Annotated in this window: 24 protein-coding genes and 1 other annotated feature; of the genes, 14 read left to right on the top strand and 10 right to left on the bottom strand. The window is 42.1% G+C overall.

Going from position 1 to position 26410, the window contains the following annotated elements:
* The first annotated feature begins 63 nt into the window (after window positions 1-63).
* On the top strand, window positions 64-321 hold the full coding sequence (locus ACDZ28_RS21780) for a DUF2164 domain-containing protein (protein ID WP_042127038.1): 258 nt from the start codon (window positions 64-66) through the stop codon (window positions 319-321).
* A gap of 17 nt (window positions 322-338) precedes the next feature.
* Here the strand turns inward: ACDZ28_RS21780 and fabV are convergent, their stop codons facing one another.
* Complete coding sequence (gene fabV / locus ACDZ28_RS21785) at window positions 339-1529, bottom strand: enoyl-ACP reductase FabV (protein WP_375102742.1); 1191 nt, start codon at window positions 1527-1529, stop codon at window positions 339-341.
* 129 nt (window positions 1530-1658) lie between these two features.
* On the opposite strand from fabV, the gene ACDZ28_RS21790 reads away from it, so the two are divergent.
* From ACDZ28_RS21790 to ACDZ28_RS21805, 4 genes are all read left to right on the top strand, one after another.
* Complete coding sequence (locus tag ACDZ28_RS21790) at window positions 1659-2621, top strand: phosphotransferase family protein (RefSeq protein WP_375102743.1); 963 nt, start codon at window positions 1659-1661, stop codon at window positions 2619-2621.
* A 63-nt stretch (window positions 2622-2684) separates the two neighbouring features.
* Window positions 2685-3224 carry an HXXEE domain-containing protein gene (locus ACDZ28_RS21795; RefSeq protein WP_375102744.1) on the top strand — a complete coding sequence of 180 codons (540 nt, stop codon included), beginning with the start codon at window positions 2685-2687 and terminating at the stop codon, window positions 3222-3224.
* A 139-nt stretch (window positions 3225-3363) separates the two neighbouring features.
* Window positions 3364-4428 carry an ABC transporter ATP-binding protein gene (locus tag ACDZ28_RS21800; protein WP_042127043.1) on the top strand — a complete coding sequence of 355 codons (1065 nt, stop codon included), beginning with the start codon at window positions 3364-3366 and terminating at the stop codon, window positions 4426-4428.
* 188 nt (window positions 4429-4616) lie between these two features.
* Window positions 4617-6083 (top strand): glycoside hydrolase family 43 protein, encoded by a 1467-nt coding sequence (locus tag ACDZ28_RS21805; RefSeq protein WP_375102745.1) that lies wholly within the window; start codon window positions 4617-4619, stop codon window positions 6081-6083.
* Window positions 6084-6169: 86 nt separating this feature from the next.
* On the opposite strand, the gene fabF is transcribed toward ACDZ28_RS21805, so the two are convergent.
* Window positions 6170-7408, bottom strand: coding sequence for a beta-ketoacyl-ACP synthase II (gene fabF / locus ACDZ28_RS21810; RefSeq protein ID WP_042127045.1), 1239 nt, complete (start codon window positions 7406-7408; stop codon window positions 6170-6172).
* 124 nt (window positions 7409-7532) lie between these two features.
* Here fabF and ACDZ28_RS21815 point away from each other — a divergent pair, with 124 nt between their 5' ends.
* Entirely contained in the window at window positions 7533-8381 is an 849-nt protein-coding gene (locus ACDZ28_RS21815) for a helix-turn-helix transcriptional regulator (RefSeq protein ID WP_375102746.1), read from the top strand.
* A 114-nt stretch (window positions 8382-8495) separates the two neighbouring features.
* On the opposite strand, the gene ACDZ28_RS21820 is transcribed toward ACDZ28_RS21815, so the two are convergent.
* The gene (locus ACDZ28_RS21820) at window positions 8496-9665 is read right to left on the bottom strand and encodes an MFS transporter (RefSeq protein ID WP_042127049.1); all 1170 of its coding nucleotides are present in this window, start codon (window positions 9663-9665) and stop codon (window positions 8496-8498) included.
* Between the two features lie 139 nt (window positions 9666-9804).
* On the opposite strand from ACDZ28_RS21820, the gene ACDZ28_RS21825 reads away from it, so the two are divergent.
* Window positions 9805-10563, top strand: a complete 759-nt coding sequence (locus ACDZ28_RS21825) for an exodeoxyribonuclease III (RefSeq protein ID WP_375105390.1) — start codon at window positions 9805-9807, stop codon at window positions 10561-10563.
* Window positions 10564-10637: 74 nt separating this feature from the next.
* Here ACDZ28_RS21825 and ACDZ28_RS21830 read toward each other — a convergent pair whose 3' ends face one another.
* A complete protein-coding gene (locus tag ACDZ28_RS21830; protein WP_375102747.1) occupies window positions 10638-12077 on the bottom strand; it encodes a serine hydrolase domain-containing protein in 1440 nt (479 codons plus the stop codon).
* Window positions 12078-12165: 88 nt separating this feature from the next.
* The gene (locus tag ACDZ28_RS21835) at window positions 12166-13302 is read right to left on the bottom strand and encodes a VanZ family protein (RefSeq protein ID WP_375102748.1); all 1137 of its coding nucleotides are present in this window, start codon (window positions 13300-13302) and stop codon (window positions 12166-12168) included.
* 149 nt (window positions 13303-13451) lie between these two features.
* Here ACDZ28_RS21835 and ACDZ28_RS21840 point away from each other — a divergent pair, with 149 nt between their 5' ends.
* Both ACDZ28_RS21840 and ACDZ28_RS21845 read left to right on the top strand, forming a co-directional pair.
* The gene (locus tag ACDZ28_RS21840) at window positions 13452-13799 is read left to right on the top strand and encodes a hypothetical protein (protein ID WP_042127055.1); all 348 of its coding nucleotides are present in this window, start codon (window positions 13452-13454) and stop codon (window positions 13797-13799) included.
* 168 nt (window positions 13800-13967) lie between these two features.
* Window positions 13968-15200 (top strand): aminopeptidase, encoded by a 1233-nt coding sequence (locus ACDZ28_RS21845; RefSeq protein ID WP_375102749.1) that lies wholly within the window; start codon window positions 13968-13970, stop codon window positions 15198-15200.
* A gap of 62 nt (window positions 15201-15262) precedes the next feature.
* Here ACDZ28_RS21845 and ACDZ28_RS21850 read toward each other — a convergent pair whose 3' ends face one another.
* Both ACDZ28_RS21850 and trpS read right to left on the bottom strand, forming a co-directional pair.
* Window positions 15263-16360: a DUF4303 domain-containing protein gene (locus tag ACDZ28_RS21850; RefSeq protein WP_375102750.1), complete on the bottom strand. Its 1098-nt coding sequence runs from the start codon at window positions 16358-16360 to the stop codon at window positions 15263-15265.
* A gap of 181 nt (window positions 16361-16541) precedes the next feature.
* Window positions 16542-17537 carry a tryptophan--tRNA ligase gene (trpS, locus tag ACDZ28_RS21855; RefSeq protein WP_076121370.1) on the bottom strand — a complete coding sequence of 332 codons (996 nt, stop codon included), beginning with the start codon at window positions 17535-17537 and terminating at the stop codon, window positions 16542-16544.
* A 101-nt stretch (window positions 17538-17638) separates the two neighbouring features.
* Window positions 17639-17922, bottom strand: a binding site (T-box leader).
* A gap of 197 nt (window positions 17923-18119) precedes the next feature.
* Between trpS and ACDZ28_RS21860 the strand changes: the two genes are divergently transcribed.
* The gene (locus tag ACDZ28_RS21860; protein WP_375102751.1) at window positions 18120-18545 is read left to right on the top strand and encodes a hypothetical protein; all 426 of its coding nucleotides are present in this window, start codon (window positions 18120-18122) and stop codon (window positions 18543-18545) included.
* A gap of 148 nt (window positions 18546-18693) precedes the next feature.
* Here ACDZ28_RS21860 and ACDZ28_RS21865 read toward each other — a convergent pair whose 3' ends face one another.
* Window positions 18694-19062, bottom strand: coding sequence for a helix-turn-helix domain-containing protein (locus tag ACDZ28_RS21865; protein ID WP_042127064.1), 369 nt, complete (start codon window positions 19060-19062; stop codon window positions 18694-18696).
* Between the two features lie 225 nt (window positions 19063-19287).
* On the opposite strand from ACDZ28_RS21865, the gene ACDZ28_RS21870 reads away from it, so the two are divergent.
* The 4 genes from ACDZ28_RS21870 to ACDZ28_RS21885 all read left to right on the top strand — a co-directional run bounded on the left by ACDZ28_RS21870 (window position 19288) and on the right by ACDZ28_RS21885 (window position 22688).
* Entirely contained in the window at window positions 19288-19824 is a 537-nt protein-coding gene (locus tag ACDZ28_RS21870; RefSeq protein ID WP_375102752.1) for a sigma-70 family RNA polymerase sigma factor, read from the top strand.
* Complete coding sequence (locus tag ACDZ28_RS21875) at window positions 19817-20935, top strand: DUF4179 domain-containing protein (protein WP_081954070.1); 1119 nt, start codon at window positions 19817-19819, stop codon at window positions 20933-20935. Before ACDZ28_RS21870 ends, ACDZ28_RS21875 begins: the two co-directional genes overlap by 8 nt.
* Window positions 20936-21115: 180 nt before the next feature.
* Complete coding sequence (locus ACDZ28_RS21880; RefSeq protein WP_375102753.1) at window positions 21116-22189, top strand: ABC-F family ATP-binding cassette domain-containing protein; 1074 nt, start codon at window positions 21116-21118, stop codon at window positions 22187-22189.
* A complete protein-coding gene (locus tag ACDZ28_RS21885) occupies window positions 22179-22688 on the top strand; it encodes an ATP-binding cassette domain-containing protein (protein WP_375105391.1) in 510 nt (169 codons plus the stop codon). Before ACDZ28_RS21880 ends, ACDZ28_RS21885 begins: the two co-directional genes overlap by 11 nt.
* Here ACDZ28_RS21885 and ACDZ28_RS21890 read toward each other — a convergent pair.
* Window positions 22685-24460 carry a sensor histidine kinase gene (locus ACDZ28_RS21890; RefSeq protein WP_197069779.1) on the bottom strand — a complete coding sequence of 592 codons (1776 nt, stop codon included), beginning with the start codon at window positions 24458-24460 and terminating at the stop codon, window positions 22685-22687. The genes ACDZ28_RS21885 and ACDZ28_RS21890 overlap by 4 nt on opposite strands.
* Window positions 24461-24502: 42 nt before the next feature.
* Window positions 24503-26131 (bottom strand): response regulator, encoded by a 1629-nt coding sequence (locus ACDZ28_RS21895; protein ID WP_042127076.1) that lies wholly within the window; start codon window positions 26129-26131, stop codon window positions 24503-24505.
* Window positions 26132-26410: the final 279 nt, after the last annotated feature.

The raw sequence follows: 26410 nt of genomic DNA on the forward strand, positions 1-26410 counted from the left end.
CAAGCACGTCATTTTTCCTGTATTAATGATCTGAATTTTAAACCTAAAAATTGGAGGATGAGCATGCAGCCGATAAAAATACAGAGAGAACATAAACTTCAGATTACATCCAGTATTCAGGATTATTTTGATACGGAGCTATCTAGCGAAATTGGTCAATTAGCAAGTGAGAATCTTCTGGATTTTATGCTCAAAGAACTCTCACCTTATATTTACAACCAAGCACTGGCAGACGCCCGTAAAGTGATTGAGCAAAAGATGATTTCTGTAGAAGAAGAATTGTATGCACTTGAGCAACCATTAACACTTGGCAAAAGATAGTCCGAACAAGATGTTGTTTACCGCAGATTCGTAATCGTTACGTCTGGATCAGTCTCTGCTTCGTAATCTACGCCCTCAGTCTCGAAACCAAATAACTGGAAGAACTCCTGTTTGTAGCTTTCTAGATCTGTTAATTCATAGATGTTGTCTGTACTGAGTTTATCCCAGATTTGACTCACTTGATGCTGTACAGCCGGAGACAGCTCCCAGTCGTCTATTCGGATACGGCCTTCTTCGTCCACAGGAGTTCCTTCGACTGCGTAGAGACGTTCTGTGAATAAGCGATAGGTTTGTTCAATACAACCTTCATGAAGCCCTTTTTCTTTCATGACTTTGTATAGCGCAGAAGTGTAGAGAGGGACGACAGGAATTGCCGAGCTAGACTGTGTGACAAGACCTTTCGTAACCGCTACATAGGCCCGACCGCCAATACTAGATAGTTCTTCGTTAAGCGTATGTGCTGTGGATTCGAGATGATCTTTTGCACGTCCAATCGTTCCTTTACGATAAACGGATTGGGTGATTTCTGGTCCGATATAAGAGAAAGCGATTGTGGTGGCATGATCGGCCAAAGCGCCGGCTTGATGGAGTGCTTCAATCCAAAGCTGCCAATCGTCACCACCCATTACACGAATGGTATCATCGATTTCCTTCTCGGCTGCAGGCTCGATAGAAATTTGGCTGACCTCACCCGTATGAAAGTTTACGGTTTTATTCGTGTAGGTTTCTCCTATAGGTTTAATTACGGAGTTATAAACTTCACCAGTTATAGGATCTGTTCGGCGAGCTGAAGCAACGCTGTAGATGACGAGATCAACTTGTCCCAACTCACTGCGGATCAGTTGTATAGTTCTTTCCTTAGTCTCCTTGGAGAAGGCATCACCAGTTACACTGAAGGATTGAAGCCCGGCTTTTTCTGCAAGCTCTTCAAAAGCTGCTGAATTGTACCATCCAGCAGACGCTGTACGGGCTCCGTTGCTGCTGCTCTGACGGTAGACGCCTATTGTGCTAGCTCCAGCCCCAAAGGCGGCTGTAATCCGTGAGGCGAGGCCGTATCCTGTAGAGGCACCAATGACAAGCACCTTGCGCGGTCCTTTAATCTCGGGTTGTGTCTGAATATATTCGATTTGCCGCTCTACTTGACGAGCGCATCCTTGCGGATGTGCGGTAGTACAGATAAAGCCGCGTGTTCTAGGTTTGATAATCATGATAATCGTTTCCTCTCTTTCATGAAAAGCAGGCTAATGATACTCGGTAGTTCTAATTTTAACAATTTTCATTCAAATGGAGAAGGCTTGTTTATTGTGTGTAACTTATTTCTTAATGGTGGTGAGACCTTGGAAAGTTTTACTAAAACGAAAATATCAACAGAGCAACAGAATGATCTGGTCGGTGCCGCTTTTGGAAGTCATGTGAGCATTGATCGAAGTACCGAGCTGACGGGAGGTTATTTTAACGCAGCCTATGATCTTCTTTTATCAGACGGAAGAGCTATGATTCTTAAGATAGCGCCATCCGATGAAACAGACACCCTAAGTTATGAGCACGATATTATGGCTGTCGAGGTTGCGGCAATGCGATTGATGAAGTCAAAAGGAACAGTACCTGTGCCTGAGGTATATGCTTATGATAACAGTAAAAAATTGATTTCGAGTGAGTTTTTTTTCATGGAGAAAATAATTGGTCAGCCCTATAATGAGATTAAGGAAGAACTAAGTCCGCAGCAGAGAATAAGTATTGAGACAGAGTTAGGTCGTTATTGTCAGTTAATTAATGAGATTCATGGTGAACGTTTCGGATTATTTAGTACGTCCACATCAGTAAAGGGGATTTCATGGCGGGAAACATTTCAGCATTTGATAACGAACTTGCTTGAAGATGCACGTCGTTTAAAGGCAGAGATGCCCGTTCCGATTGAAACCATTGAGGCAGAGATCATAAGCCGCTTACATGTTATGGATGTAGTCACTGATCCTCGCCTTGTACACTGGGACTTATGGGATGGCAATGTATTCGTGCGAGAGGGCCGCATTGTTGCATTGATTGATTGGGAACGGGCACTTTGGGGCGATCCGCTTATGGAGTATTATTTTCGCTATATAGAGAATTCAGAGCATTTTTGCAGAGGTTACGGAAATAGCTTCGACAACCCGAATGAATGTGCCCGCAAAAAACTCTACGATTTATATATCGACTTAATTTACTTTATCGAGTGTTATTCGCGTAACTACGATAGCCAAGGTCACTTTAAGTGGGCGCATGATAATTTGCTGGAGGGCTGGAAGAGATTCATGGCTTAACACAATTTTGACACATTTACAGCGTAGAAGAGAAGGAGGAAGAGCGGGAGGAGAGGGACGCTTGTGTTTGAATGGCTGAGTGTACATATTAATGAAGTGAGTTTGCTGTGGCTGCTGCCGATACTATTTATGTTTCACGATTTTGAAGAAATTTTAGTTATCGAAGCTTGGAGTTCCAAATATGGAACGAGAGTCGAAGCAGCTATACCACCATTTATGCGGACAATGTATACCTCGATGATGCACATGACTACACGTAACTTTGCTTTGGATGTATTATTCGTGTATATTTTGATAGTGGCTGTAACCTGCATCGCAGTATTCTTTTCATACTATTTATTGTATTTGGCTGTTCTTGCAGTGTTCTTCTTCCATGTATTTACTCATCTAGGACAGACTATTTATTTGAAAATGTATACACCTGGAGTTGTTACAGCAGTACTAGTAGTTCTTCCTTATTCTCTTTATGCGTATTATCGACTGTTGGATGACGGCGTGGTATCTATTGCAGATATCGGGCTGTCCTTGGTAGTTGTACTTCTTTTACTTCCACCTTTGATGTGGTTGCTTGTGAAGAATAGAACACGAAATAAACAGAACTAGTACTAAAGTCTGCTGCTAGACGTATTTTTTTCAGAAAAATCTTGACTAGAACCCTTAAAACTAGATAAAATAATACTTATTGCTTACAACATGCTGAGAATCATTATCATAATTGACGAGGAAATGAGAGGGTGACAAGATGGAGCGCCTTTTAGAGGTAAAAGACTTAGCGATATCATTCAAAACACACGGTGGAGAGGTACAAGCGATCCGTGGTGTTAGCTTCCATGTAGATAAAGGTGAAACTCTAGCGATTGTTGGGGAGTCAGGTTCCGGTAAAAGTGTAACCTCACAAGCGGTTATGAAGCTAGTTCCTACACCACCAGGAGAATATAAACGCGGACAGATTCTGTTTGATGGACAAGATTTGATTGGCAAGACTGAGAAGCAAATGCAGAAAATTCGTGGTAAAGAGATCGGTATGATTTTTCAGGATCCAATGACCTCATTGAATCCAATGATGAAGGTCGGCAGACAAATTACTGAAGTGCTTCTCAAACACGAGAACATCTCCAAGGCTGATGCGAATAAACGTGGGGTTGAGCTTCTCAATCTTGTAGGTATTCCATCACCGGAACGCCGCTTTAATCAATATCCACATGAATTCAGTGGTGGTATGCGTCAACGTGTTGTTATTGCAATGGCACTTGCTGCGAACCCTAAGCTTCTGATTGCGGATGAGCCGACTACAGCGCTTGACGTAACGATTCAAGCACAAATCCTTGATTTGATGAAGGAATTGCAGAAGAAGATTGATACGGCTATTATTTTTATCACCCATGATCTCGGGGTTGTAGCAAGAATGGCAGATCGTGTAGCAGTAATGTATGCTGGACAAATTGTCGAAATGGGAACAGCGGAAGAGATCTTCTACGATCCAAGACACCCATACACTTGGGGCTTGCTGGCTTCCATGCCAAGTCTAGAGAGCAAAGGATCTTTGCTTACAGCGATTCCAGGTACACCACCCGATCTGATCAAACCGCCTAAGGGTGATGCTTTCGCACTACGTAGCACTTACGCTATGCAGATTGACATGGAGAAAGAGCCGCCTATGTATAAAGTTTCAGATACACATATGGTGAAGTCATGGCTAATGCATCCGATGGCTCCTAAGGTAGAGCCGCCGGCAGTTGTTAAGAACAGACAACGTGTGCTTAAGAATGCTTATCCAGAGCCAGTTTTGGTGGAAAATAACGCTTGATAAGCGGTTAACTTATTAGAATTTAAATTAATAACGTCAGGCCATTTCGATGGCTTGGCGTTTTTTTATGTCCAAAAGTTCACTATTATTTAAATAAATATGAATTAATACGTGTTTACTTAAATAAAAGGATTGACTATTGCACGTTTTCGTTTCAAAATGAAAAGGCATACATAGGGGGTATAACGATGAGAAAAGCCATTATGACTACAATGATTAGCGTTTCATTATTAGTAGTAACAGCGTGTAATGACAATTCAGCTAGTTCCAGCAATTCAAATCACTTAACTGACTCTGCCCAGCCTGTCTTTAAAAATGTATCTGTACATGATCCGTCGATCATTATGGCAGATAATAAATACTATGTGTTTGGTTCTCATTTAGCATCTGCTAAATCAAATGATCTGATGTCTTGGTCTCAGTTGTCCTCAGGAGTGGTAGCAGGAAATGTACTCATTCCTAATGTTAAAGAGGAGTTTGCTGAAGCATTAGAATGGGCACAGACGGATACCTTATGGGCACCGGATGTTATCCAATTGGCGGACGGTAAATATTATATGTATTACAATGCTTGTAAAGGGGATTCCCCGTTGTCTGCCCTCGGTATAGCCGTGTCGGATAATATTGAAGGACCCTATAAGAATAAGGGTGTCATTCTGAAGTCAGGTATGATGGGCATGGGTGATGATGGAGAAATATATGATGCCACTCAAAAGCCAAATGTAGTAGACCCGGATGTGTTCTTTGATAAAGAAGGGAAGCTGTGGATGGTCTACGGTTCTTATTCCGGTGGTATTTTCATTATGGAACTAGATGCTAATACAGGCTTCCCGCTGCCGGATCAAGGCTATGGCAAAAAGCTTCTGGGTGCGAATCATGCTCGGATAGAAGCCCCATATATGCTGTATAGTCCGGAAACGGATTACTACTATCTGTTCCTATCATATGGAGGGTTGGCAGCTGATGGTGGCTATAACATCCGTGTAGCTCGCTCAAAGGCGCCTGATGGACCATTCGAGGATTCTCAGGGTCAGGATATGATTCATGCACAAGGATCGCCTACGGTATTGTTCGATGATCCTGCATATGCGCCATACGGAATGAAGCTAATGGGGAATTTCGAATTCCTGAATACGGATGATGAGCTGCCAGTGAGTGGAGAAGGATATGTATCACCAGGTCATAACTCTGCATTTTATGATGAAGAGAATGGCAAGTATTATCTGATCTTCCATACACGGTTACCAAATCGTGGTGAAAAGCATGAGGTGAGAGTTCATCAGATGTTTATGAATAGTGAGGGGTGGCCAGTTGTAGCCCCACACCGTTATGGAGGAGAGACCATTGAGAAATACACGAAAGAGCAAATTTCAGGTGAATACAAATATGTGAACCATAACAAAGAGATAACGGCTGATATCGTGCAGTCAGAACTGATTGAATTGACTAAGAGCGGAAAGATTAAAGGAGCGGTAAAAGGAAAGTGGAAGCTTATCGATGAGCATACGGCTGAACTTACCATTGACGGTGCTACTTATAATGGGGTGTTCCTGAGAGAGTGGAATGAAGCTACTGCCAGTAACGTTATGACGTTTACTGCAGTTTCCAAAGAGGGGATCTCTATTTGGGGGAGCCATGTATCAGCAATGGAATAATAGAATTTTATAAAAAATAGGAAGTGGAAACGGGGTTCCAATTAGTCCTAACGACTAAGCTGGAGCCCCGTTTTGTGGATGAATGGTCAGTCTTCAAACTTACGAATCACAATGACAGCATTATGCCCGCCGAAACCAAAGGAGTTAGACATGCCTATAGTAAGATCGGTTTTTCTAGCCATGTTCGGGACATAATCAAGATCACAAATGGAATCTTTGACCTCCTGATTAATGGTAGGGGGGATGATTCCTTCTTGAATGCTCTTAATTAGGGCTATGGCTTCTAGACCACCGGCCGCGCCTAAGGCATGTCCTGTCATGGACTTATTAGCGGTTACGGGGATCTGGTAGGCTTGATCGCCGAATAACTTCTTTATCGCAAAGGTCTCGGAGCGGTCACCTACTACTGTACTAGTGGCATGGGCGCTGATTACATCCACCTCCTCCGGCTGGAGATTTGCTTCATTCAGTGCCAATTTCATTGCTTGATAAGCACCGATTCCTTCTGGATGCGTGGCGACCATATGGTAAGCATCAGAGCTGGCTCCATAGCCGATAACTTCTCCGTGGATCTTGGCATTTCTACGCTTAGCGTGGGAGAGTGACTCTAGAATAACTATTCCACCGCCTTCACCGATAACAAATCCATCACGCTCCCCGTCAAAGGGGCGACTCGCCTTAACCGGCTCCTCATTTCGAGTGGATAAAGAGGTGGCATTGCCGAAACTGGCTAAGGATATTTCAGTAATGGCTGCTTCTGAACCACCAGCAATTACAATGTCGGCACCTCCGTAACGGATCAACCGGAAGGCTTCACCGATCGCCGTATTCCCAATAGAACACGCAGTTACTGGAGACATTGTAGGTCCCATGGCGCCTAATTTAATGCTGATCATCGCTGCAGCCATATTAGAGATCATCATGGGAATTAATGTGGGACTTACCCGATCCGGTCCACGACCTTTAAGCACGCTCCCTTGCTCCATCAAGGTCTGAATTCCACCAACGCCTGATCCTACGTAAACTCCGAGGCGCTCCTTGTCAATCTTATCAAGCTGTAGACCGGAATGTGTCCATGCATCTTCAGCGGCGGCGAGGGCGAACTGACTAAATCTATCCATTCTGCGTGCTTCTTTACGACCGAATCTGCCTTCTGCATCGAAGTCATGCACGATTCCCGCGATTTTGGTCTTAAAGTTAGAAGTATCAAATGAAGTGATTGGGGATATACCCGACTCACCAGAAACTAGACGATCCCAGAATTGCTCTATTGTATTTCCAAGGGGCGAGATTAAGCCCATACCTGTAATAACTACGCGCTCCATAGTGAACCTCCTCAACTAGTGTATATAGGTATTTTTCCACTAATTTTATCCTATTACAAGTTATCGTTTATCCTAGTATAATTTGTACTATACTAATGATTGCAACAGAGAGGAGAGTAAGCGTATGGGTAATCAGACGAGATTACAGGCATTATCAGATTTCTTAAAAGCACGTCGTGCAGCGATCTCACCCAGCTCTGTTGGATTGCCAGAAGGTACACGCAGGAGAACGCCTGGGCTTCGAAGGGAAGAAGTTGCACAGCTAGCGGGGGTAAGCAGTACCTGGTATACATGGCTAGAGCAGGGTAGGGATATTAAAGTATCTTCATCTGTTCTAGATTGTATCGCAACAGCTCTAAAGCTGACTCCTGATGAGCGGAAGTATCTTTTTGCACTGGCATTAGAGACTGGAACAGGAAACGTTCTATTTCAGCAAGAAGAATCCTCTGTAATCAGTCCTTCTCTACAGAAGATTTTACAGGAGCTTAAGACCTGTCCTACGATTATTTCAGACCGACGTTGCGGGATTGTAGGTTGGAATGAGGCGGCAGCACATGTGTTTCTTGATTTCTCCAAGCTGCCCTTTGAGGAGAGAAACATGATTCGGTTGTTATTTGTTCGCAAGGAGTTCAGACGTTTAGCTGTAAATTGGGAACAGTTCGTAAGCGGTTATCTATCCATCTTCAGGGCTTATTACGGACAATATGTTGAGGATCGCTGGTACGATGAATTTATAGAGGAATTAAAGGGACTACACCCAGCGTTTAATGAAATGTGGGAACAAAGCCGTGTAAGCTCCGCTCCGGATGTCCTACTGGAGTTCAGACATGCCAAAGCTGGGAAAATGTTATTTCATTTAACCTCGCTACAGGTTCAAGGCAGCACAGATTTACGCTGTAGTATTTATACACCTGCCGCTGATTCGAATACTGAAATCAAGCTGAAGCAGCTTATGGAGCAGCATAAAGAATGACCAAGTTCCAGCCTGCAAGGTTTTCTTAAAGGCTAATACGCTTATTCATAGAAAACGAGAGTGTCCGCCAGCCATTTACGTGGCTATGGACACTCCCGTTTAAACATTGGAAGATTAATTAGTGGTTATATTCTTTTTATTGCCGGTTTTCTTTCCATAGATTCGGAACAATATTAATCCAAACAGCATGCCGATAAATGACATCACGGATATTGTTAAGTAAAGGGCCTTACCGCCGAAGGCTTCATATAAGGCTCCTCCAGCATAAGAAGCGAGAATGCCTGATACCCCGAAGAACAATAGCGCCAGTACTGTTTGACCCGTAGCCCGCCACTCCTCAGGCACAATACTATACAGATACTGAATAGCTGCGGAGTAGAATACTGGAAAGGTAAGGATTTGTAGTATCTGTAGATAAGCTAGCAAATGCGGATCAGTAATCCAAGCGGAAATAAAGAATCGAAGAAAATAAAAGGCTCCGGAAATCGAAATAATGATCAGCTCTTTTCCTTTGCGAAGCCACCAAAAGCTTAAAGCAAAGACAATAATCTCACTCATTGCGGCGATAAAGAACGATTGACCTACTAATTCAGGACTGCCACCAAGCTCACGGATATAAACACCAAGGAAGGTATCGTTCATTCGCGCAGGAACGGAGCTGATAAAGATAAGCACTAGAAACAACAGCGTTTCTTTGTTGCTTAGAAAATGCTTTAAGCTGTCAAGAGTAACCGGTTTACCCGTGACTGGAGCATCAGGCATGAACCAGCTGACGATGAAGCTTGTAAGGCTAATACCAACGAACAGCATGGCCATCCCATGAGAGCCGAAGTAACTCAGCACATAACCTGTGAGCAAGGCCATTACACCGTACCCTAAGGCACCGTATGTGCGTATCGACCCATAGCTAATTCCAGCTGCTTCGGAAACCCGGAAATTCAAGCTTTCAGCTAGCGGATCGATAGGCATCAAGAAGAAATATAGCAGCATAGCAAAAAGAATAAGTCCCACATAGCTATTGGAATCGAATAAAAAGTATCCCGTCACCGCAGAGCATAACAACAGAACTAAAAGTACCTTGCGGATCGTTCTTGTTTTGTCGCTGATCATCCCCCATAAGGGTTGAGCAATAATGGTAACAAAACCTCCAGTACCAATAATGAATCCAATTTGCGCCGGATTTAAACCTTGCTCTCCTAGATAGACTGGCAGAAAAGGAATGAACATCGCCAGCAATGCAAAATACAAAAAGTTAAATCCTCGTAATAGTGTTGGTGCCTTCATAAGTTTCTTTACCTCACGTATTAAATATTATTTAGATAGAGTCAATTTTGTTATTGTAACATGGATGGTGAATGATTAGGATATAAAACTATGATAAACTGAGAATAATTAAAGCAAAATGCAAGGAGAAAAGTCGATGATCAAGCTGGTATCATGGAATGTTAATGGCCTTCGGGCATGTGTCAAAAAAGGGTTTAATGACTATTTCAAAGAAGTAGATGCTGATATCTTTTGTGTTCAAGAGACAAAGCTTCAGGAAGGGCAAATTACACTGGAGCATGGTGAAGAATACGATCAATACTGGAATTACGCAGTGAAGAAGGGCTATTCCGGTACGGCTATATTTACTAAAATCAAGCCGATCTCTGCAAGATATGGAATGGAAGAAGATGAGGAAGCAGAAGGTCGTATCATAACATTAGAGTTTGAACATTTTTATCTGGTCAACGTCTATACGCCTAATGCCAAACGAGATCTGTCTCGATTGGATTACAGAATGGAATGGGAGGACCGTTTCCGAAAATATCTCTTAGATCTGGACAAGAGTAAACCGGTAGTTGTCTGTGGAGATCTAAACGTAGCCCATGAGGATATCGATATCAAGAATGCAAAGGCTAACCGTGGGAACTCTGGTTTTACAGATGAAGAGAGAGGCAAAATGAGTACGCTGCTAGAGTCGGGCTTCATTGATACGTTCAGATATCTCCACCCGGAGCTAGAGGGAGTATATTCATGGTGGTCTTATATGCCGAAGGTGAGAGAGCGGAATGTGGGTTGGCGGATTGATTATTTCTTAGCTTCTTCTAGACTTGCGCCTAATGTACTTGATGCTCAAATCGATTGTCAGATTATGGGCAGTGATCATTGTCCAGTCATTTTGAAGCTTGCAGATTTTTGAGATCAAAATAAATGATTGAAGGCCGCTAAGTTCCTGTGTAAGGAAGAGCGGCCTTTATTTTACGGGTGTGAATACTAAATTCTGCCAATCATATCATCGAATTCAAGCGGACCCATGTTTACATTAATCTTCGATTTAAGCAATAACATGTTCTCTAATATTTTAATCTCAAGAGTGATATAGAAGGGCATTTCAACAAACAGCAAGGACAACTGAAGTTGATCTTCTGCTAACCAAGTAAAGCTGGACATAATCCGGTTCATGGAAGGCTCAAGGATTAGCGCAAAGCTTTCGAGCCATTGTCCTCGGCCTAATCGAATGACATTGCTCTCACCAAGCTTACTTATTAAAGTAACCTCAGCGTCTTCATTGTTGAAGGAGATCGAGAAGGTAGCTAGTGAGAATTGGTTGTTTTCGAGTGTATAGGTCATATCATTTATTTGATCTTCCAGAATGGAGGACTGTTGCAATTGTGGGGGATTTATCGATAAATTCTTTAATTGGTCTACCAAGGCTGCAGATGAAGACTGATCTTCAGGAAGAGGTGCATCCTTCATATTGGGCAGTAGATGCTCCCACACTGCATTTAATATTCCTTCTGTGCTAGATGATGCGCTTGTAATAGCTATTACAGCGTCTTGGCCTGGTAGAACAATACAGAGTTGTCCGAATGCGCCATCTGCCCGGTAGGCTCCATGCTGGCATCTCCAAAATTGAAAACCATATCCGTGCGCCCAGTCATGATCGCCTTCGCCATTCGAGATGTGTTTGGAAGTGGCCTCATCTATCCACTCTTCAGGTAGAAGACGCTGATTATTCCAGATGCCTTTCTGTAAGAAGAGCTGGCCGAATTTAGCGATATCCTCTGTGGTTATGTTTAAACCGTATCCGCCAGTGTTAATTCCACGGGGACAGGATTCCCAAGTGGCACTACGGATACCAAGAGGCGTGAAGAGACGTGGTTCTAAGTATTCAAGCAGCGTTTGTCCGGTGACCTTTTGAATAATCGCAGATAGCATGTAAGTAGCGCCGGTATTATAGAGAAAATGCGTTCCAGGTTCTTTTTCTACAGGGACCGTGAAGAAGGCTTTCACCCAATTCCCGTCCGCACTTTGTTTAAGGGGATCCATCGTGTCCACGACTTGTCCTGTACCCATTATCAATAGATGCTTAATGCTCATTTTGGATAAATTGCTTGTAATCTCATCAGGTGAATCCTCAGGAAAGAACGAAATAACCGAATCATCAAGAGTGATGAGTTTCTCTGTCACAGCAAAACCGATAGCAGTTGAAGTGAAGCTTTTGCTCAGGGAAAAAAGCATATGCGGAAGGTCGGGCTTATAAGGAGACCACCAGCCTTCCGAGATTACATATCCATGACGAAGGAGCATAAAGCTGTGCAGACCTAAGCTTTGCGCCTCTACTGCATCAATAAAGCTGGAAATTGCGGCTGATGAAATGCCCTGCTCTTCTGGAAGACTTCTAGACAACTGCAAGCTACTTGTAGTTTCCATTCATTCATCTCCTAAATTTTGAGAATCCGTACCTTCCTATTTTATAATAAATTCCATGGTATAAATACTAGATATAAGGGAGAATTTTTCAATTCTCTATAGAACTACTGATTGAGGCATCGGTATGCGGTCTTTTCTCTGGCCATGAAATCACATGCGAGGTTCGGCTTAATTTCTCATAGATTAGCTGGTCATCTTTTTTGAATACCTTAATGATTAAATGAATAAAGAAAGCTAAATCGACCAGTAGAACAAAGAGATAAGCTACCGTTCTCAATGGTGAAGATAGAAGCCCCGTCACATCAGAATCGATAACAATAGCGTGAAGTCCAAGGATTACCCAATATAACAGACCATATCGGATCATAAGCGCCCAGAAAGAAGCCCGATTACCTCTGTTCGTTACCCGAATCCGTACAATCCATTTGCCTAAGGTCCGCCCACCGGTGAAAGCTGGAATCAGGATGAAGTACATCCCTGTTACAATCCAGAAAGCACTTTTTATATCGAATCCATAAAGTACACCAAACCCAATGATCCACACCATACTATCGATGAAAAAAGCAATCCCTCTGCGGGTATAGGAGACTCTTTTGACGGAACGATCGATATTCGTATCCAGTTGTTCTATGCGTGGCAGTAACCCGTTTATCCAGATAGCAATTCGGAATCCAAAGATCCCTCCCAGCGTGTTGGTAATAAGGTCATCGACATCAAATAGACGGTAGGGATGATCAAAAAAGCCGTAGATGCCTGTAACCTGAGTGACCTCAAAAGATAACGAAAGCATGAAAGACAAGAGAATACACATTCCCCAGCGCGTTCGAAAATAGTAGCCCAGAAACAATCCAAACGGCACTGTCAGAACGATGTTAAATATCACCTGTAAAAAAGCGGGCTCTCGTAGTAAAGACCAATACGTTGAAATCTGATCAGGTATGATCTTAGAGCCGTCTATAATATCTTGTATGAACTGAAGAGGGATGAGCTGCATGATACTCCCTGAAGGTGTCATATTATGTCTTGAGGAAGGCATCGGAAGCAATACGAGAAAATAAGCGTTCATCAGATAGAGCAAGAGTAAGTATAGGATTAAAGCTCTAAGCTTATGAATGTAGCCGTGTCTACGGTATTGAACGATTAGAAAAGGGAGCGTGAAGATCAATGCCGCTATAGGAAACATCATAAAGGCATAAGAAATTGGGAAAAAGTAAGAATGAAACATAAGTCACCTGCCGAATCATTGTTTTTGTGGAAGAAAGGAGTCTGCTGCAAACTAGCGTTCCCGGCTCATTATAAAATTTTATGATAGGGAACTCAACTTATTTATTTAGCGCTTCCGGCATACATATGTTTATAGAGGAGCGTGAAGTGATGGAGAAAAAGGTACAGCAGTATTATCGTCTGAAGCAAAAACAAAAGGAAATCGAAAAAGAACTGGGGGAGCTTCGCCAGGAAATTCTAAGCTATTGTAGTGAGCAGGGGGCAACTGAGACTGAAATTGGAAGCTACAAGGTGAAGCTAGTGATGCAGAACCGCAAAGAATATGATGATCTGAAGCTTTATGAAACCTTATCAGACCCTGAAGTGTGGCGTATGCTCTCTAAATCAGACCCAGCGAAGGTAGCAAGTTTGACCAAGCTTAACGTAATCTCTGAAGACAAGATTATGCATACCTATTCTTTAAAGACCGTAACTTTGCTGCAGGTGGATAAAAAATAAGGATTTTTACGTGAGCGGTTCCCTTCATGGGGGCCGCTTTCTTATAACGAATCGCAACTCTTAGCATTTTGCGTTAAAATAAGAAGTGAAGCTGACCGTCTGCTGTTAAGGAGCTCCGGTGCTTTGGTGCGACAGTAAAGCAACCATAGAGATGGAGGAAGAGAATTCATGAAAGATTTTGATGTCATGTTAGAGAAATATGCGAACCTGGTTGTAAAGGTTGGGGTAAATGTACAGCCTGGACAAGTCTTAATGGTGCATGCGCCTATTGAAACTGCTGAGCTTACTCGCTTGATTGTAGGTAAAGCCTATGAAGCAGGTGCTAAATATGTAATTGTTGAATGGGACGATGAAGCGACTACACGGATTCGTTATGAAAAAGCTCCGGAAGATTCCTTTGATTATTATCCACAGTGGCAAGCAGAAATGATGGAGAAGTTTGCGGAAGAGAACGGCGCCATCTTACATATTAAAGTACCTGATCCGGAATTGTTCAATGGTATTGATTCTTCCAAAGTATCAAGAGCAGTTAAAGCGGCAGCTGTTGCTCGCAAAAACTACTCCAAATATACCCGCAATAGCAAAATCAGCTGGTCTCTCGTTAAGGCTCCGACGCGTGCTTGGGCAAACAAAGTGTTTGCCGATCTCCCTGAGGAAGATCGAGTAGAAGCGATGTGGGAAGCCGTATTCCAGATGAATCGTGTAGGTAGCGAGGATCCTGTTGCCGCGTGGAGAGAACATATCGGTCATTTAAAAGAGAGTCAGGATAGAATGAACGCTAAGCGTTATAAAAGCCTGCATTACCGTGCACCGGGAACGGACCTGCATGTGGAGCTTCCGGAAGGTCATCTGTGGCGCGGAGGCGGTGGAGAGAATGATAGAGGTGTGTATTTCGTGGCAAATATGCCAACCGAAGAAATCTATTCGATGCCCCATCGTACAGGTGTGAATGGTACAGTTAGAAGTACACTCCCTTTGAATCTGAATGGACGTTTGGTAGAAGGTCTTTCATTCACCTTTAAAGATGGAAAAGTAGTAGCATATGAAGCTGAATCTGGACGTGAGCATCTGACTTCGCTGCTGGCAACGGATGAAGGTGCATCCTATTTAGGAGAAGTGGCTTTAGTGCAGCATGATTCTCCAATCTCTCGCTTGAACCGAATTTTCTACAATACAGGGATTGATGAGAATGCCTCCTGCCATTTCGCGTTGGGAAGTGCCTATCCTGTCAATATTGAAGGCGGCACAAAGCTTACGAATCAAGAGCTTGTCGCACGAGGTGCTAATGTCAGCTTAACACATGTCGATTTTATGATCGGTTCGGCAGAACTGGATATTGATGGAGAACTGGCGGATGGCACGATTGAACCGGTATTCCGTAAGGGAAATTGGGTGCTGTAAGTGGAAATAAGGCCGTAATGATCCCTTTGGGGGAGGGTTACGGCCTTTTCTTTTGAGAATATTTATAAATTTATTACAGCGTTTATTAAGCGCAAAGCGTCTTCCAGATCTTCGCCTCTTTCATTCATGCGGTTTGCTAGCTGCTTACAATCATCAAGTTGTTGCTTTGTTAGCGGTCCTGCAAAATGCAGCGCTTCAATATAGTAGTAAATGAAGTAATAATTCTCAATTTCAATGATCTCCAAATCAATTAAGGGATTTAAACGTTGGATGCATTCCTGAGCCAGTGCATTTCCAAGATGCTCCATTTGTATGAACACTTCTAGGTCAGACTTCCCGTAAATATATGGAATCGTGTCACTGTAGCTGCTAAGAACTGCGTCGGACCAATAATCTAAATATTCTGTGACTGAGAAATGTTGATTCTGCAACATCAGCTCTCGAAATTGTAAATCTTTTGCATGATCAAATGGGAAAATCTTTGCGAATAAAGCAGGTTCGATGGTTTTTGGCATCACAATACTGTAATCTAAGTCATTGTTCCCTGTGGAGGCAAAGGCAATAAAGTCTTCAGTTGTATGTAATGACTGAAGCTCACCCTCAGTGATCAAACGCTGCATTGCTTTTAGCGTCAGCAGATAATACCCCATTTTAATAATCCCTGCTTCAAAGGCGATGATAGGTTGATCCTCCGTGTTAAAGAGAAAATCTTCTTCTGGATAAGTTGTCAGATCTGCTAGTTGGGTAAAATAATTCACGATCTTATCATCTTCAAGCCATAAGTGGTACCGAAAATCCCCCTGATTATATTTCAACCAGTTTATTGAACGTTCATCTCGATCCTTTGGATTTCTCTCTAAAGCTCGCTGGAAACCTTCAAGGGTATTTAGATAAATGTTGATGTTATAAAACTCATCAGCTTGAAGATTAAAAACATAGACATCATTATTGTCAGGTCCACTCGCGAAAGAAGAAATGACTGCTTTACTGTTCTTAACGAGAGTATTTACAAAACTTTCAGCTGTAACAATTTCGATATGATTAGGTTTAGTGGGACTAAATTTTGCTCTGTTTCCATCATATAAAAGATAGTAACCATCTTGGTGGAACGGAGTTCTCTCTTCAAGCACACGTCCAAGCTGTGAATAAAATGTATTCATGTCCATTCTTCTTTCTACTATGATTTAAATGAATGATTCGACAATTTCTTCTTTTTTCCTCTAAGAGCCGCTATCCAATGTGACGCTGGATGATGAAGAACAATAATTGTTTCTAAAAAAAACGCCGGAGCTCTCTCCAATAGAGAGTCCAGCGTTTTTTTATTGCCCATAAGGATCAGATTTATTTTGAAAAATAATTAAGGCCCATGGCCTCGCGTACTTCGGACATCGTTTCTTGAGCAATGTTGCGGGCACGTTTAGTTCCGGATAATAAGATATCCTCAACAACCTTGGGTCTGGCTGCATAATAGGAGCGCCGCTCACGCATCGGTTCAATTAATTGGTCTAGAGCTGTCGTGATAAGCTGCTTACAGGCAGAACAACTTATACAGCCATTTTCGCAGCTCTCGTGAATTTCACTGGCGCCGTGGGAACGAAAAGCGCGATGATAAGCATAAATGGGACAAATATCTGGATGCCCAGGATCATTTTTATGAACACGGGCTGGATCAGTTGTGGCTTTGCGGATTTTGAAGGTGATCTCTTCCTTCGTGGAGTCCAGCTCGATGGCATTACCTAAGCTTTTGCTCATTTTTGCATTGCCGTCTGTTCCCACTAGTCTTGGGGTCTCGCTGATAAGCGCTCTGGGCTCCACAAGGATGGGGCTGTACAGCTCGTTGAATCTACGTACAATTTTGCGGGTCAACTCCAGATGGGGAAGCTGGTCTTCGCCTACAGGAATAATCGTCGCTTTACAAAAGGTTATATCGGCAGTCTGGCTTACTGGATACCCAAGAAAACCATAGTATAGTTCATCTAAGCTGGAATTTTTCGATTCGGCTTTAATGGTAGGATTGTGCCGCAACGAATTCACAGTGACGAACATGGAGAACAGAACAGTCAGTTCGGCAATCTCTGGAATCATAGATTGAATGAATATAGTGGCTTTATCTGGATCTATACCCGCTGATAAATAGTCGAGTGTGATTTCATTCAAGTTTTGACCCAGTAGTTGAGGCCGATCAAAGTGAGTCGTTAGGGCTTGAATATCTGCTAGAAACACAAAAGTATCATATTGCTCCTGTAGAGCCACTCGGTTCTGCAAGCTGCCCACGTAATGGCCAAGGTGCAGCTTTCCGGTCACTCGATCTCCAGTTAATACACGTTCTTTTATCATTTAAATTCCTCCTGTTTTGTCGCTTTTGATTAACATTGAATCGCCACCACCAGCCATCATCCATGGCCATCACCTCCTTAAATGACAAAAAAACCTCATCCAATAAGGACGAAGTTGTCGTGGTACCACCTTAATTGATCGCGCCACCAAGTTTCGTTAGCATTACGATCTTCTCTTACCTGTACGGAGAGTGTTAAAAACAATCTAGATACAGGTCCCTTGATAACGGCGGGAACCCCGGCTTCTCCTACAGCATCTAAGTAGATGGTTCGGAAGAGCAACTCTAAAGGCCATTCGATCAAACGCTGGACACCGGTTCGCAGCAACCACCGGCTCTCTGAAGTCCATGTTCATTTGTCTACTTACCCTTTTTCAACGTTGTTCATGATATTTGGGTAATTGTAATTCTGATAAGTGAGTTTGTCAATAGGTGGAAATTAGAGGATGATATTCGAAGTATCTAGGTTTTATAATCTAGTAAAAGTATAACTTAAATGTATATAATCATCAGGAATTAAGTCCAATCTATCATTGCGGATTCACAATATACTATTCTATAACCTTGAAATGGAGTGATTAAAAATGGCGACAATTATAAGTTATGGGTCACAGGCAAAAATCCCGTTAGACCCGTTTACTACTGCTATAACGGTTGCAGGGATTCCTGGAGCTGGAGCGGGTCTAGCCACAGCGCAAGTAAAAATTAGTCCGGCTAATCCGGCCTCTTTCTCCAGCAGAGTCGAGTTAAATGGTAGTTTTAGTCTTACTGCACTTGCTAACAGCCAATTTCTTGTTTTAATCCGACGTGCTGGAGTCGATATTTATAGATCCTTTTTTCGTTTTACTACAACTACTGATATTCAATTAAATGTTCAGTGGGTTGATGGTCCTTATATTGGAATCCATAACTATGAATTGGTAATTCAAAATGATAGCAACTTGCCTATCAATCTATTTGGACCCATATCATTCACAGCAACTGCTATAGGAGGAGATGGCGTAATTTAAGTTACGGGACAGTTAAATCGATCTGATTTAGCTGTCCTTTTTTTCATGGGCGTATAATTAAAACCTCAACTTTTGCAGCATAAATATCAAGCAAACCCCAACCAATAAGGAAGGGGTTCTTAGAAGATTGAAGTTATGGTTTCTCTCGTTATTTATTTAAAATGTTATCCTCTAAAACAGCATATTTATCACCGTACTGCTTAATGATATGTTGTTCTCCCCAGTTACAGAGCGAAGTTAAAATGTCGCTTAGACTATTACCATATTCACTAAGTTCATATTCCACTTTTGGTGGAACCTGATTGTATACGATCCGGTTGATGATTCCATCGGCTTCCAACTCTCGAAGCTGTTGTGTTAACATCTTTTGAGTAATCCCCGGCATCAATTGTTTTAATTCTGATGTGCGTTTTTTACCATGAGTTAAATGACAGAGAATCACACACTTCCATTTTCCTCCAATAACTTCGAGTGTAGCCTCAACGGAAATATTGTATTTTTTCTTAATCGTTGTCATAATATCCTCCAATGCATAGGTACTTTTTAGTGCCTATGGTACTTTTAAGTGCGTACTATTGATTATGTCCTATTTTATCTATCATAACATTTATCGTTCATTTTTTATAGAATGTTATAATCTTAAAGTGCTCAGCCTCAAAAAAAGTTAATACAAATAAAACCGTTTCGATACGCTCCCCGTCTTAATCTATGAGAGGTTTAGGAGAGGGGGCTAAGGAAGGATATGTCAATGACTAATGCAGAAATGAAGAAAGTAACGGTTCTTGATACTCGGAGCGAGACGGATTTCTACGATTCCATATTGGTACATAGAGAACAACTGTACAGTATAGCTTATAGCTATTTACGTAACCGGAATGATGCGCTTGAAGCGATGCAGGAAATGACTTGCCGCGCTTGGATTAAAAGAAAAACATTAAAGGATCCCAAAGCATTCAAATCATGGATCATTCGGATCCTGATTTATGTCTGCATAGATGAACAAAGACGCAGAAAACGTTCCATGCCGCTTGTAGATGAGAGAATGGGAGAGCAAATTACGCATATTGGCTATCATCGAATGGAAATGCTGTGGGCACTCGAACAGGTTAAGCCCAAGTATCGCCATGTGCTGTTACTTAAATACTACAATGATATGACCTTGAGCGAGATTGCGAACATTCTGGATAAACCTGAGGGAACGGTCAAGACGTGGCAGCATAAAGGATTAAAGCAGTTAAGAACGATCATTAAGAATCGGGGTGATTGGAACCATGAGTAGCCAGGAGGAGCTTGCCATGTTAATCGATGCCGAAAGGATCCCGCAGGAGCACAAAATGGAGAGTGCCGCCGCACAAATCTATGCCATACAAGCAGGACTCGAGCTAGGTAAGAAACGCGGTAAAAATTTAATGTTCGCAAAAAGCGCGATGGCTGTTCTGACTGCTGCAATGATGGTCGCAGGATTACTATTCTTCAATCCATCCCAACTGCTGCCTCAACAAGCCTCTACTAGTATTGAATCAAGTGATTGGGGTGTACTGGAACCTTTTAAGAAGTTGGCTGATGCTGATGTTGATGCCCTTACGTTAGAATCTGCTATTCGAAATGATTATGTGCAAATCGTCAATAAAAGCGCTGAGAAAGACGGGTATAAAATCACACTGAATGCTGTGATCGCTGACGAAAATAAAATTATGCTGCTGTATACAGGGACTTCAAGTGGTGGTCAGGAAATTTACAACGTAAATAGTGTGTGGCTGACAGATGCTGCAGGACAAAGTGTTGTGGATAAAAATGGTAATAGAAGTGGGATGGGTTTACATGCTGAGGATAGTATTTATAAATGGCTCGGAAAAACTATCTATCCACTAGATAAGAATAAAGCATTTCCAAAAGAGGTTGTGGCCAATTTTCAGATCGCTTCAGTGGATCCCGGCATGCTAGCAAAACCGAATACGGGAACGAATCTAGCTGATATGCGTTATTCTGATCGTTTAAAGGTGAGCTTCGCTATTGATTCAAAATTCTGGGAGCAGAAGACGGAGACAATAGTTCTTAATCAGCCGTTTATGATTGACGGGAATAAAGTGAATCTTGCACAGGTAGAGCTGTCTCCGTTAAGTATAGTAGTCAAATATACGCTAAGTGAGGATTTAAAAACTAATTGGGAGATCAGAAATGAGTTATTTGGAAAGACTCCTAGTGAGTTGACATCGCGAGTTGGGAAGCGTGAATTGAAAAATAACTCGATTGGCGGAAGTGGCAGTGAGGATGGATTTATAAGCAACTTTAGCAGCAACGTATTGGATCATCCGAAATCCATTCGATTGAAGCTCAATGCGGGACCTGATCGCGAGAAGGATGCGTATATTGATATACTGAAAAAATGAGCAGTAGATATGAGCTAAATGTACAAAAATATGAATTCGCTATACAGACAAAAGGCCGCTAACAGTGGCCTTTTTTTGACCGGTAATATGATTTTAAAGTCCTCTTTTTAAATAGTGCTATAATAGCTCTTTGAGTGTCTTGAGTTGAATTCTGATCTAGATAAACTAGGGGTGGTAGATTTGAGCGTAATCCGTATGGAGAATGTAACTAAGAAATACGAGAATACATTGATTTTTCGAGATATTTATTTTCGAGTTAGCAAGGGCGAACGGATTGGATTAATCGGACGAAATGGTGCGGGGAAGTCAACTGTGTTTAAACTGATGATGGGAAAAGAGGAGCCAACAGCGGGAAAAGTGGAGTTAGATCCTAACGTGAAGATCAGCTACTTCTCTCAATTCTCTGTGCTTTCCGGGTCCTTGTCTGTACAGCAAGAGTTAGAGTTATGCTTCGAGCAGGTAGCGCTCATCGAACAAGAGCTTAACCAAATCGGGGAACAGCTTGGGAAAGTGACAGATGATGATCAGATGAATACTCTTTTAGAGCGACAAGCGGCGCTTTTTGAACAAATGGACCATTTGGATGGCTGGAATGTATCCGTCGAAATCAACACTGTTCTGACTAAATTGGGCTTCAATGAAAGATCACGGCATCAACCTGTTGATGAGCTGTCTGGAGGCTGGAGAAACCGCGCAGCACTGGCTAAAGTCTTAATTGAAATGCCCGATGTCGTATTGCTTGATGAGCCTACTAACTTTTTGGATATCGAAGGGATCGTATGGTTGGAGCAGTGGCTGCACCGTTTTAATGGCGCGATGATTCTAATCTCTCATGACCGGCAATTTATTGACAGAGTAGTTACGCGGACGATAGAAATCGAGAATTATCATTTTCAGGAATATGAAGGCAACTACACCGATTATGTCCGGAAAAAGAAGATGCGTAAAAAGGTGCTTGACCGACAGTTTGAGTGGGAGGAAGAGCTTCTGCTTATGGAGTCGGAGGCTATTGAAACCCGTGGGAACAAAAAGTCCTCTAAGGATCGCCTGTCACGTAAGCTGACAGATATGAAAAAGCGTGTGGAGCCTCATCCAGTGAACGTTTTGATCACCGATATTTACAGCAATTTACGTTTTCCGGACAAGCTTGGTGAAGTCAAAGGAATTGGACAGAGCTATGACGGTCGGACGATATTCCAGAACATAAGCTTTGATATTCAAAAAGGAAGATCGGATAGCTATTGTGGGGCCTAACGGCAGCGGGAAGTCGACACTCATAAAGATATTGACTGGGCAAGAGGAGCCTGAGACGGGTGATGTGACTTGGGAACGTGGGGTCAGCTACGCGTATTTTAATCGAATGTGGGATGAACTTGATCCTAAGGATACTGTCAGTCATGCCGTAAATGTATATGGGCTGGGGCTCGATGCTCCCCGAAAAAAAGTGAACAAATTCTTATCGATGCTGCAATTCTCGGAAATGGATTTAAGCAAAACGATCGGCAGTCTGTCGGGAGGGCAGCAGGCCAGAGTAGCGTTAGCGAAATGCCTTCTCTCTGGCGCGGCTGTCATTATTTTGGATGAGCCAACCAATCATTTGGATTTAACAAGTATTCAGGTGATGGAACAGGCACTCATCCATTTTCCTAGAGCTGTTGTTACTGTTAGTCATGACCGCTTTTTCATCGATAAAATAGCAACAAAATTGCTTACTTTCGATCCTCAAATAGGAATCATTGAGCAAGATGTCTAGGATTTTGCTGGGAGTCGGATGATCACAGTCGTTCCTTCTCCTACTTGACTGGTGACTTCAATCCCATACGATTCCCCAAAATGAAATTGAATACGATCATGAACATTTTTTATACCAATATGATCTTCATCCAGGGTATCTGATGGTTGAGAGAGACGGAAACGTAACTGTTTAAGTTTCTCTTCATCGATGCCAATTCCGTTATCCTTAACGATAATCAGCATGTCATCCCCCGAAATCATAGAAGACACCTCAAGAAGCCCTGGCTCACTTCGACATTCCAGTCCGTGGACAATAGCATTCTCTACGATAGGTTGAAGGGAAAAGTGCATGACTTTAATTTTTTCGGTATTAGGTTCTAGCTGTTCAACATATTGAATTTTATCCCCGAAACGTAATTGTTGAATCTTTACATACAACCGGACATGCTCAAGTTCTTCTCGCAGGGTTACGGTTATCTTTCCGGTCTGGATATGAATCCGAAATAATCTTCCTACAATTCCCACCATTTCGCCAATCTCACGCTGCCCATTGATGATGGCTTTCATTTGAATAGATTCAAGTACATTCGCTAGGAAATGTGGATTGATTTGGCTTTTGAGAGCGCCGTACTGGGCTACTTTTTGTTGTGCTTTGGCCATAGAAGATCGCTCAATATAATTTTGCAGATCTTTCACCATTTTACGGATTCCATTATAGAGAACCCCAAACTCATCTTGACGCTCACTATACAAATCCACATCGAAGTTCCCCATCCCCACCAGCTTGACCTTTCGGCTTAAGAGAATAATTGGCTTAGTGACTCGCTCCGATAGGATATACATGAATAAGATTGCGGTGACAAGCGACAAGAGCGCTAATGTTAAAATGATTTTCCCGAGAAAAGCAGCCTGCTTAGTCATCTCTTTCTCATCAATGTACTGAATAACCTTCCAGTTGGAATAGGGAGACGTTACAAAGTTAATGTACGAATCCTTTTCATCAAAAGTACCATAAAAGCTCCCCGTATCATTGTTCATAAACGTATTAAGCGCTTGAGTTCCTATAGGGATAGGTTGTAAAGGTGAGGTTTCCATGTTATCAGAGCTATATACACTGCCACCCTTATCGTCTAAAATAATGAATTTTCGTTTACTATTCTCAGAAAGCTTTAAGATTTCACGTAATGAGTCCAATCGGATGTCGATTAACATAACACCTATGGGCTGCTTGCTGCCTTTTTTATTTATGACGCGGGCGATAGAAATGACGGATTGTTTGGAATTGGTGCGATAGAAGGGGGTATGGCTCCCAAATAGGATCACTCCGCCTTTTTTCTGTTGGGTCTGCAAATACCAATCCTCATGGGTATAATCCTTCACATCATAATCCGCACGATTGAAATTCGCAGAGTAGAACACACGTGATCCCGCAAAAATCTGCACACTATCAACATTTTTAATTGTCATCTCAATTCCGCTGATGAAATGTTCAATTGTGTTCCCATACTGAATATTCTGGTCATTCCCGATGTCGTCTTTATGGATCGTCCAGTGTTCAAGTGCGGCTTGGAGCTGGCTATCTACTTGAGCGTTGAGTGTGCCTTTATCAATGCTTTGAAGATATTGGTCAATATTGAACGAGAGGTTATTAAGGATCAGATTAGAGCTGCTCTGGTATTCATTTTTGACGGCTTGGTTTGAAAAGATATAGATGATTGCCGATATGATTAGAAGTGGAATGGTAATAGTCAGGATCATCAGCACGAAAATCTGACGATTGACATGTCTCATTCGGTATCGTTTTTTTGGTTGCTCTATCTGCATCATTTTGGGTCACCAGCCTGACTGTTTTCTGTAGTCCGATGGAGTCATGTTTGTGATGCTTCGGAATGTTTTAACGAAATGCTTATAGCTTTTGTAACCACACATCGTACAGACATCGGTCACTAGAAACTCTGGTTTTTTTAAGCATTCCTGCGCATATTCCATCCGAATTTCGGTTACAAATCGCATGTAGTTCTTATCAAGTTTTCGCTTAAATAATCGACTTAAATAAGACGGATTATAGAAGAATCGATCTGCTACCATCTGTAGAGTCACATCTTGATCAATATTCTCTTTTATGAAGGATTTAATATGCTCGAATATGATCACATCCTGTTGGTTGTTGTGGGTCAGCCCTTCGGAATAAACAGTTCCTAAATGAACCATCCATCTGCCAAGCCAGTCAAAAAGGTTCTCAATTGAATCAAATTCATCTACAAAGGTTAGATTCAGGAGCTTTTCGCTGTACACGCCTTCGATATGGATGTGGTTCTTATTAGCGAAGCGGAGAATGGTACTTATAATTTCCTGAAGAAATGCAAGCCAAAAATCTGGAGAAGAGACATCAGCTTTACTCAAAATATCTTGAGACAGCCGGTGCATCAGCTGGAGCGTCTCTATTTCGTTAGCACTTTCGATGCAGGAGATCATCCGTTTCTTATCATTTTCATCGAGTTGAATTAGGGATGGTTTAATAGAATTGGAGCCTTCTATCCATTGTGGCACGTAGATAAACCTACAATCTCTCTTGTAGAAGCGTTGATATAACATTCTATCGTTCTCATGCAGCAATGAATTTATTTGTGTAGGATTCTCCGTCGTCTTACCTATAACTAAATAGAGGCCTAGGTGATGTTCTAGCGTAAGCAGCTTCAGATATTGATCGATTCGTGTCTGAACTTTAGTCTGAAGAGGAAAATTATCAATAGAAGCTGGAGATCCCAATACAATAAGTCCATAGAGCTTAGTTTTAGATGAATATGTAAAAACAGTGTGCGGTGTAGAGGCATCGAGATACTCGTCTACAGCATCATGAATGAACTTCTCCGCATATTCTCTCATCCAGAGCGTAGATTGAGCGCGCTTTCCTCTCATAGGAATTCCTGTCAAAACAAAGGGCAGATAAAGATAGTAGTTACTGTTGAAATTACATAGTTCACGGACAATAGAATCATCTATTACAGGTTGTTCTTCCTCCAGTAATAGCTTTACAAGCTGTGCCCCCTCCAAATTAGAACGTTTCAATCGATCTTGCCGCTTAAGATGAAGCTTGTTCATACATTCTTGTATCACAAGGAGACTTTCCTCGTATTCCAAAGGCTTGAGCAAAAACGCATGTACATTCCCTAGTTTTATAGCCTTCTGAGCATATTCGAAATCGTTGAATCCAGTCAAAATGATAAATAATGTATCAGGAAGCAGATTGCGAATCTGCTCAATCATTTGTAGACCATCCATTTGGGGCATCCGGATATCAGTGATCACCAAATCGGGCTTCTCACGAAGTGCAGTGGCCATTCCTTCTTTTCCATTCTCTGCTTCAATAATGTTGTGAACCCCAAGCTCTTCCCAAGCAAAGTAATGTTTTAAGCCCGTTCTTATTAATGGTTCATCCTCTACAATCATTAGTTTGTACATGAAATCCCTCCGGAAGACTAGAATTATAGTGGATCGTTCGTAAGGAAATACCATTAGATGTAAGATTAAAAGGGTTACATTAAGGCGGAAAAGTGAAGAAATATAAATTTAATTGTTAATAGGTGGAATATGTAATGTATTATAACATTGAAGAGGGGTGGATTGAAGGGATATGTCAGAAAAGAGCCCTAAAAGTAAAAGGAGTGGGATTCTCCTAAATTTACAATTGATTTATGATTAGCGCAAGGAATGAGAGCAGTACTTATTCCACAAAAAAAT

This window comes from Paenibacillus sp. RS8, from assembly GCF_041956825.1.
Classification (GTDB): Bacteria; Bacillota; Bacilli; order Paenibacillales; family Paenibacillaceae; genus Paenibacillus_AQ.

Coding starts and splice junctions, on each gene's coding strand:
- ACDZ28_RS21780 (WP_042127038.1), top strand. CDS start 64: ATGCAGCCGATAAAAATACAGAGAGAACATAAACTTCAGATTACATCC.
- fabV (WP_375102742.1), bottom strand. CDS start 1,529: ATGATTATCAAACCTAGAACACGCGGCTTTATCTGTACTACCGCACAT.
- ACDZ28_RS21800 (WP_042127043.1), top strand. CDS start 3,364: ATGGAGCGCCTTTTAGAGGTAAAAGACTTAGCGATATCATTCAAAACA.
- ACDZ28_RS21805 (WP_375102745.1), top strand. CDS start 4,617: ATGAGAAAAGCCATTATGACTACAATGATTAGCGTTTCATTATTAGTA.
- fabF (WP_042127045.1), bottom strand. CDS start 7,408: ATGGAGCGCGTAGTTATTACAGGTATGGGCTTAATCTCGCCCCTTGGA.
- ACDZ28_RS21815 (WP_375102746.1), top strand. CDS start 7,533: ATGGGTAATCAGACGAGATTACAGGCATTATCAGATTTCTTAAAAGCA.
- ACDZ28_RS21820 (WP_042127049.1), bottom strand. CDS start 9,665: ATGAAGGCACCAACACTATTACGAGGATTTAACTTTTTGTATTTTGCA.
- ACDZ28_RS21830 (WP_375102747.1), bottom strand. CDS start 12,077: ATGGAAACTACAAGTAGCTTGCAGTTGTCTAGAAGTCTTCCAGAAGAG.
- ACDZ28_RS21835 (WP_375102748.1), bottom strand. CDS start 13,302: ATGTTTCATTCTTACTTTTTCCCAATTTCTTATGCCTTTATGATGTTT.
- ACDZ28_RS21840 (WP_042127055.1), top strand. CDS start 13,452: ATGGAGAAAAAGGTACAGCAGTATTATCGTCTGAAGCAAAAACAAAAG.
- ACDZ28_RS21845 (WP_375102749.1), top strand. CDS start 13,968: ATGAAAGATTTTGATGTCATGTTAGAGAAATATGCGAACCTGGTTGTA.
- ACDZ28_RS21850 (WP_375102750.1), bottom strand. CDS start 16,360: ATGAATACATTTTATTCACAGCTTGGACGTGTGCTTGAAGAGAGAACT.
- trpS (WP_076121370.1), bottom strand. CDS start 17,537: ATGATAAAAGAACGTGTATTAACTGGAGATCGAGTGACCGGAAAGCTG.
- ACDZ28_RS21860 (WP_375102751.1), top strand. CDS start 18,120: ATGGCGACAATTATAAGTTATGGGTCACAGGCAAAAATCCCGTTAGAC.
- ACDZ28_RS21865 (WP_042127064.1), bottom strand. CDS start 19,062: ATGACAACGATTAAGAAAAAATACAATATTTCCGTTGAGGCTACACTC.
- ACDZ28_RS21870 (WP_375102752.1), top strand. CDS start 19,288: ATGTCAATGACTAATGCAGAAATGAAGAAAGTAACGGTTCTTGATACT.
- ACDZ28_RS21875 (WP_081954070.1), top strand. CDS start 19,817: ATGAGTAGCCAGGAGGAGCTTGCCATGTTAATCGATGCCGAAAGGATC.
- ACDZ28_RS21890 (WP_197069779.1), bottom strand. CDS start 24,460: ATGAGACATGTCAATCGTCAGATTTTCGTGCTGATGATCCTGACTATT.
- ACDZ28_RS21895 (WP_042127076.1), bottom strand. CDS start 26,131: ATGTACAAACTAATGATTGTAGAGGATGAACCATTAATAAGAACGGGC.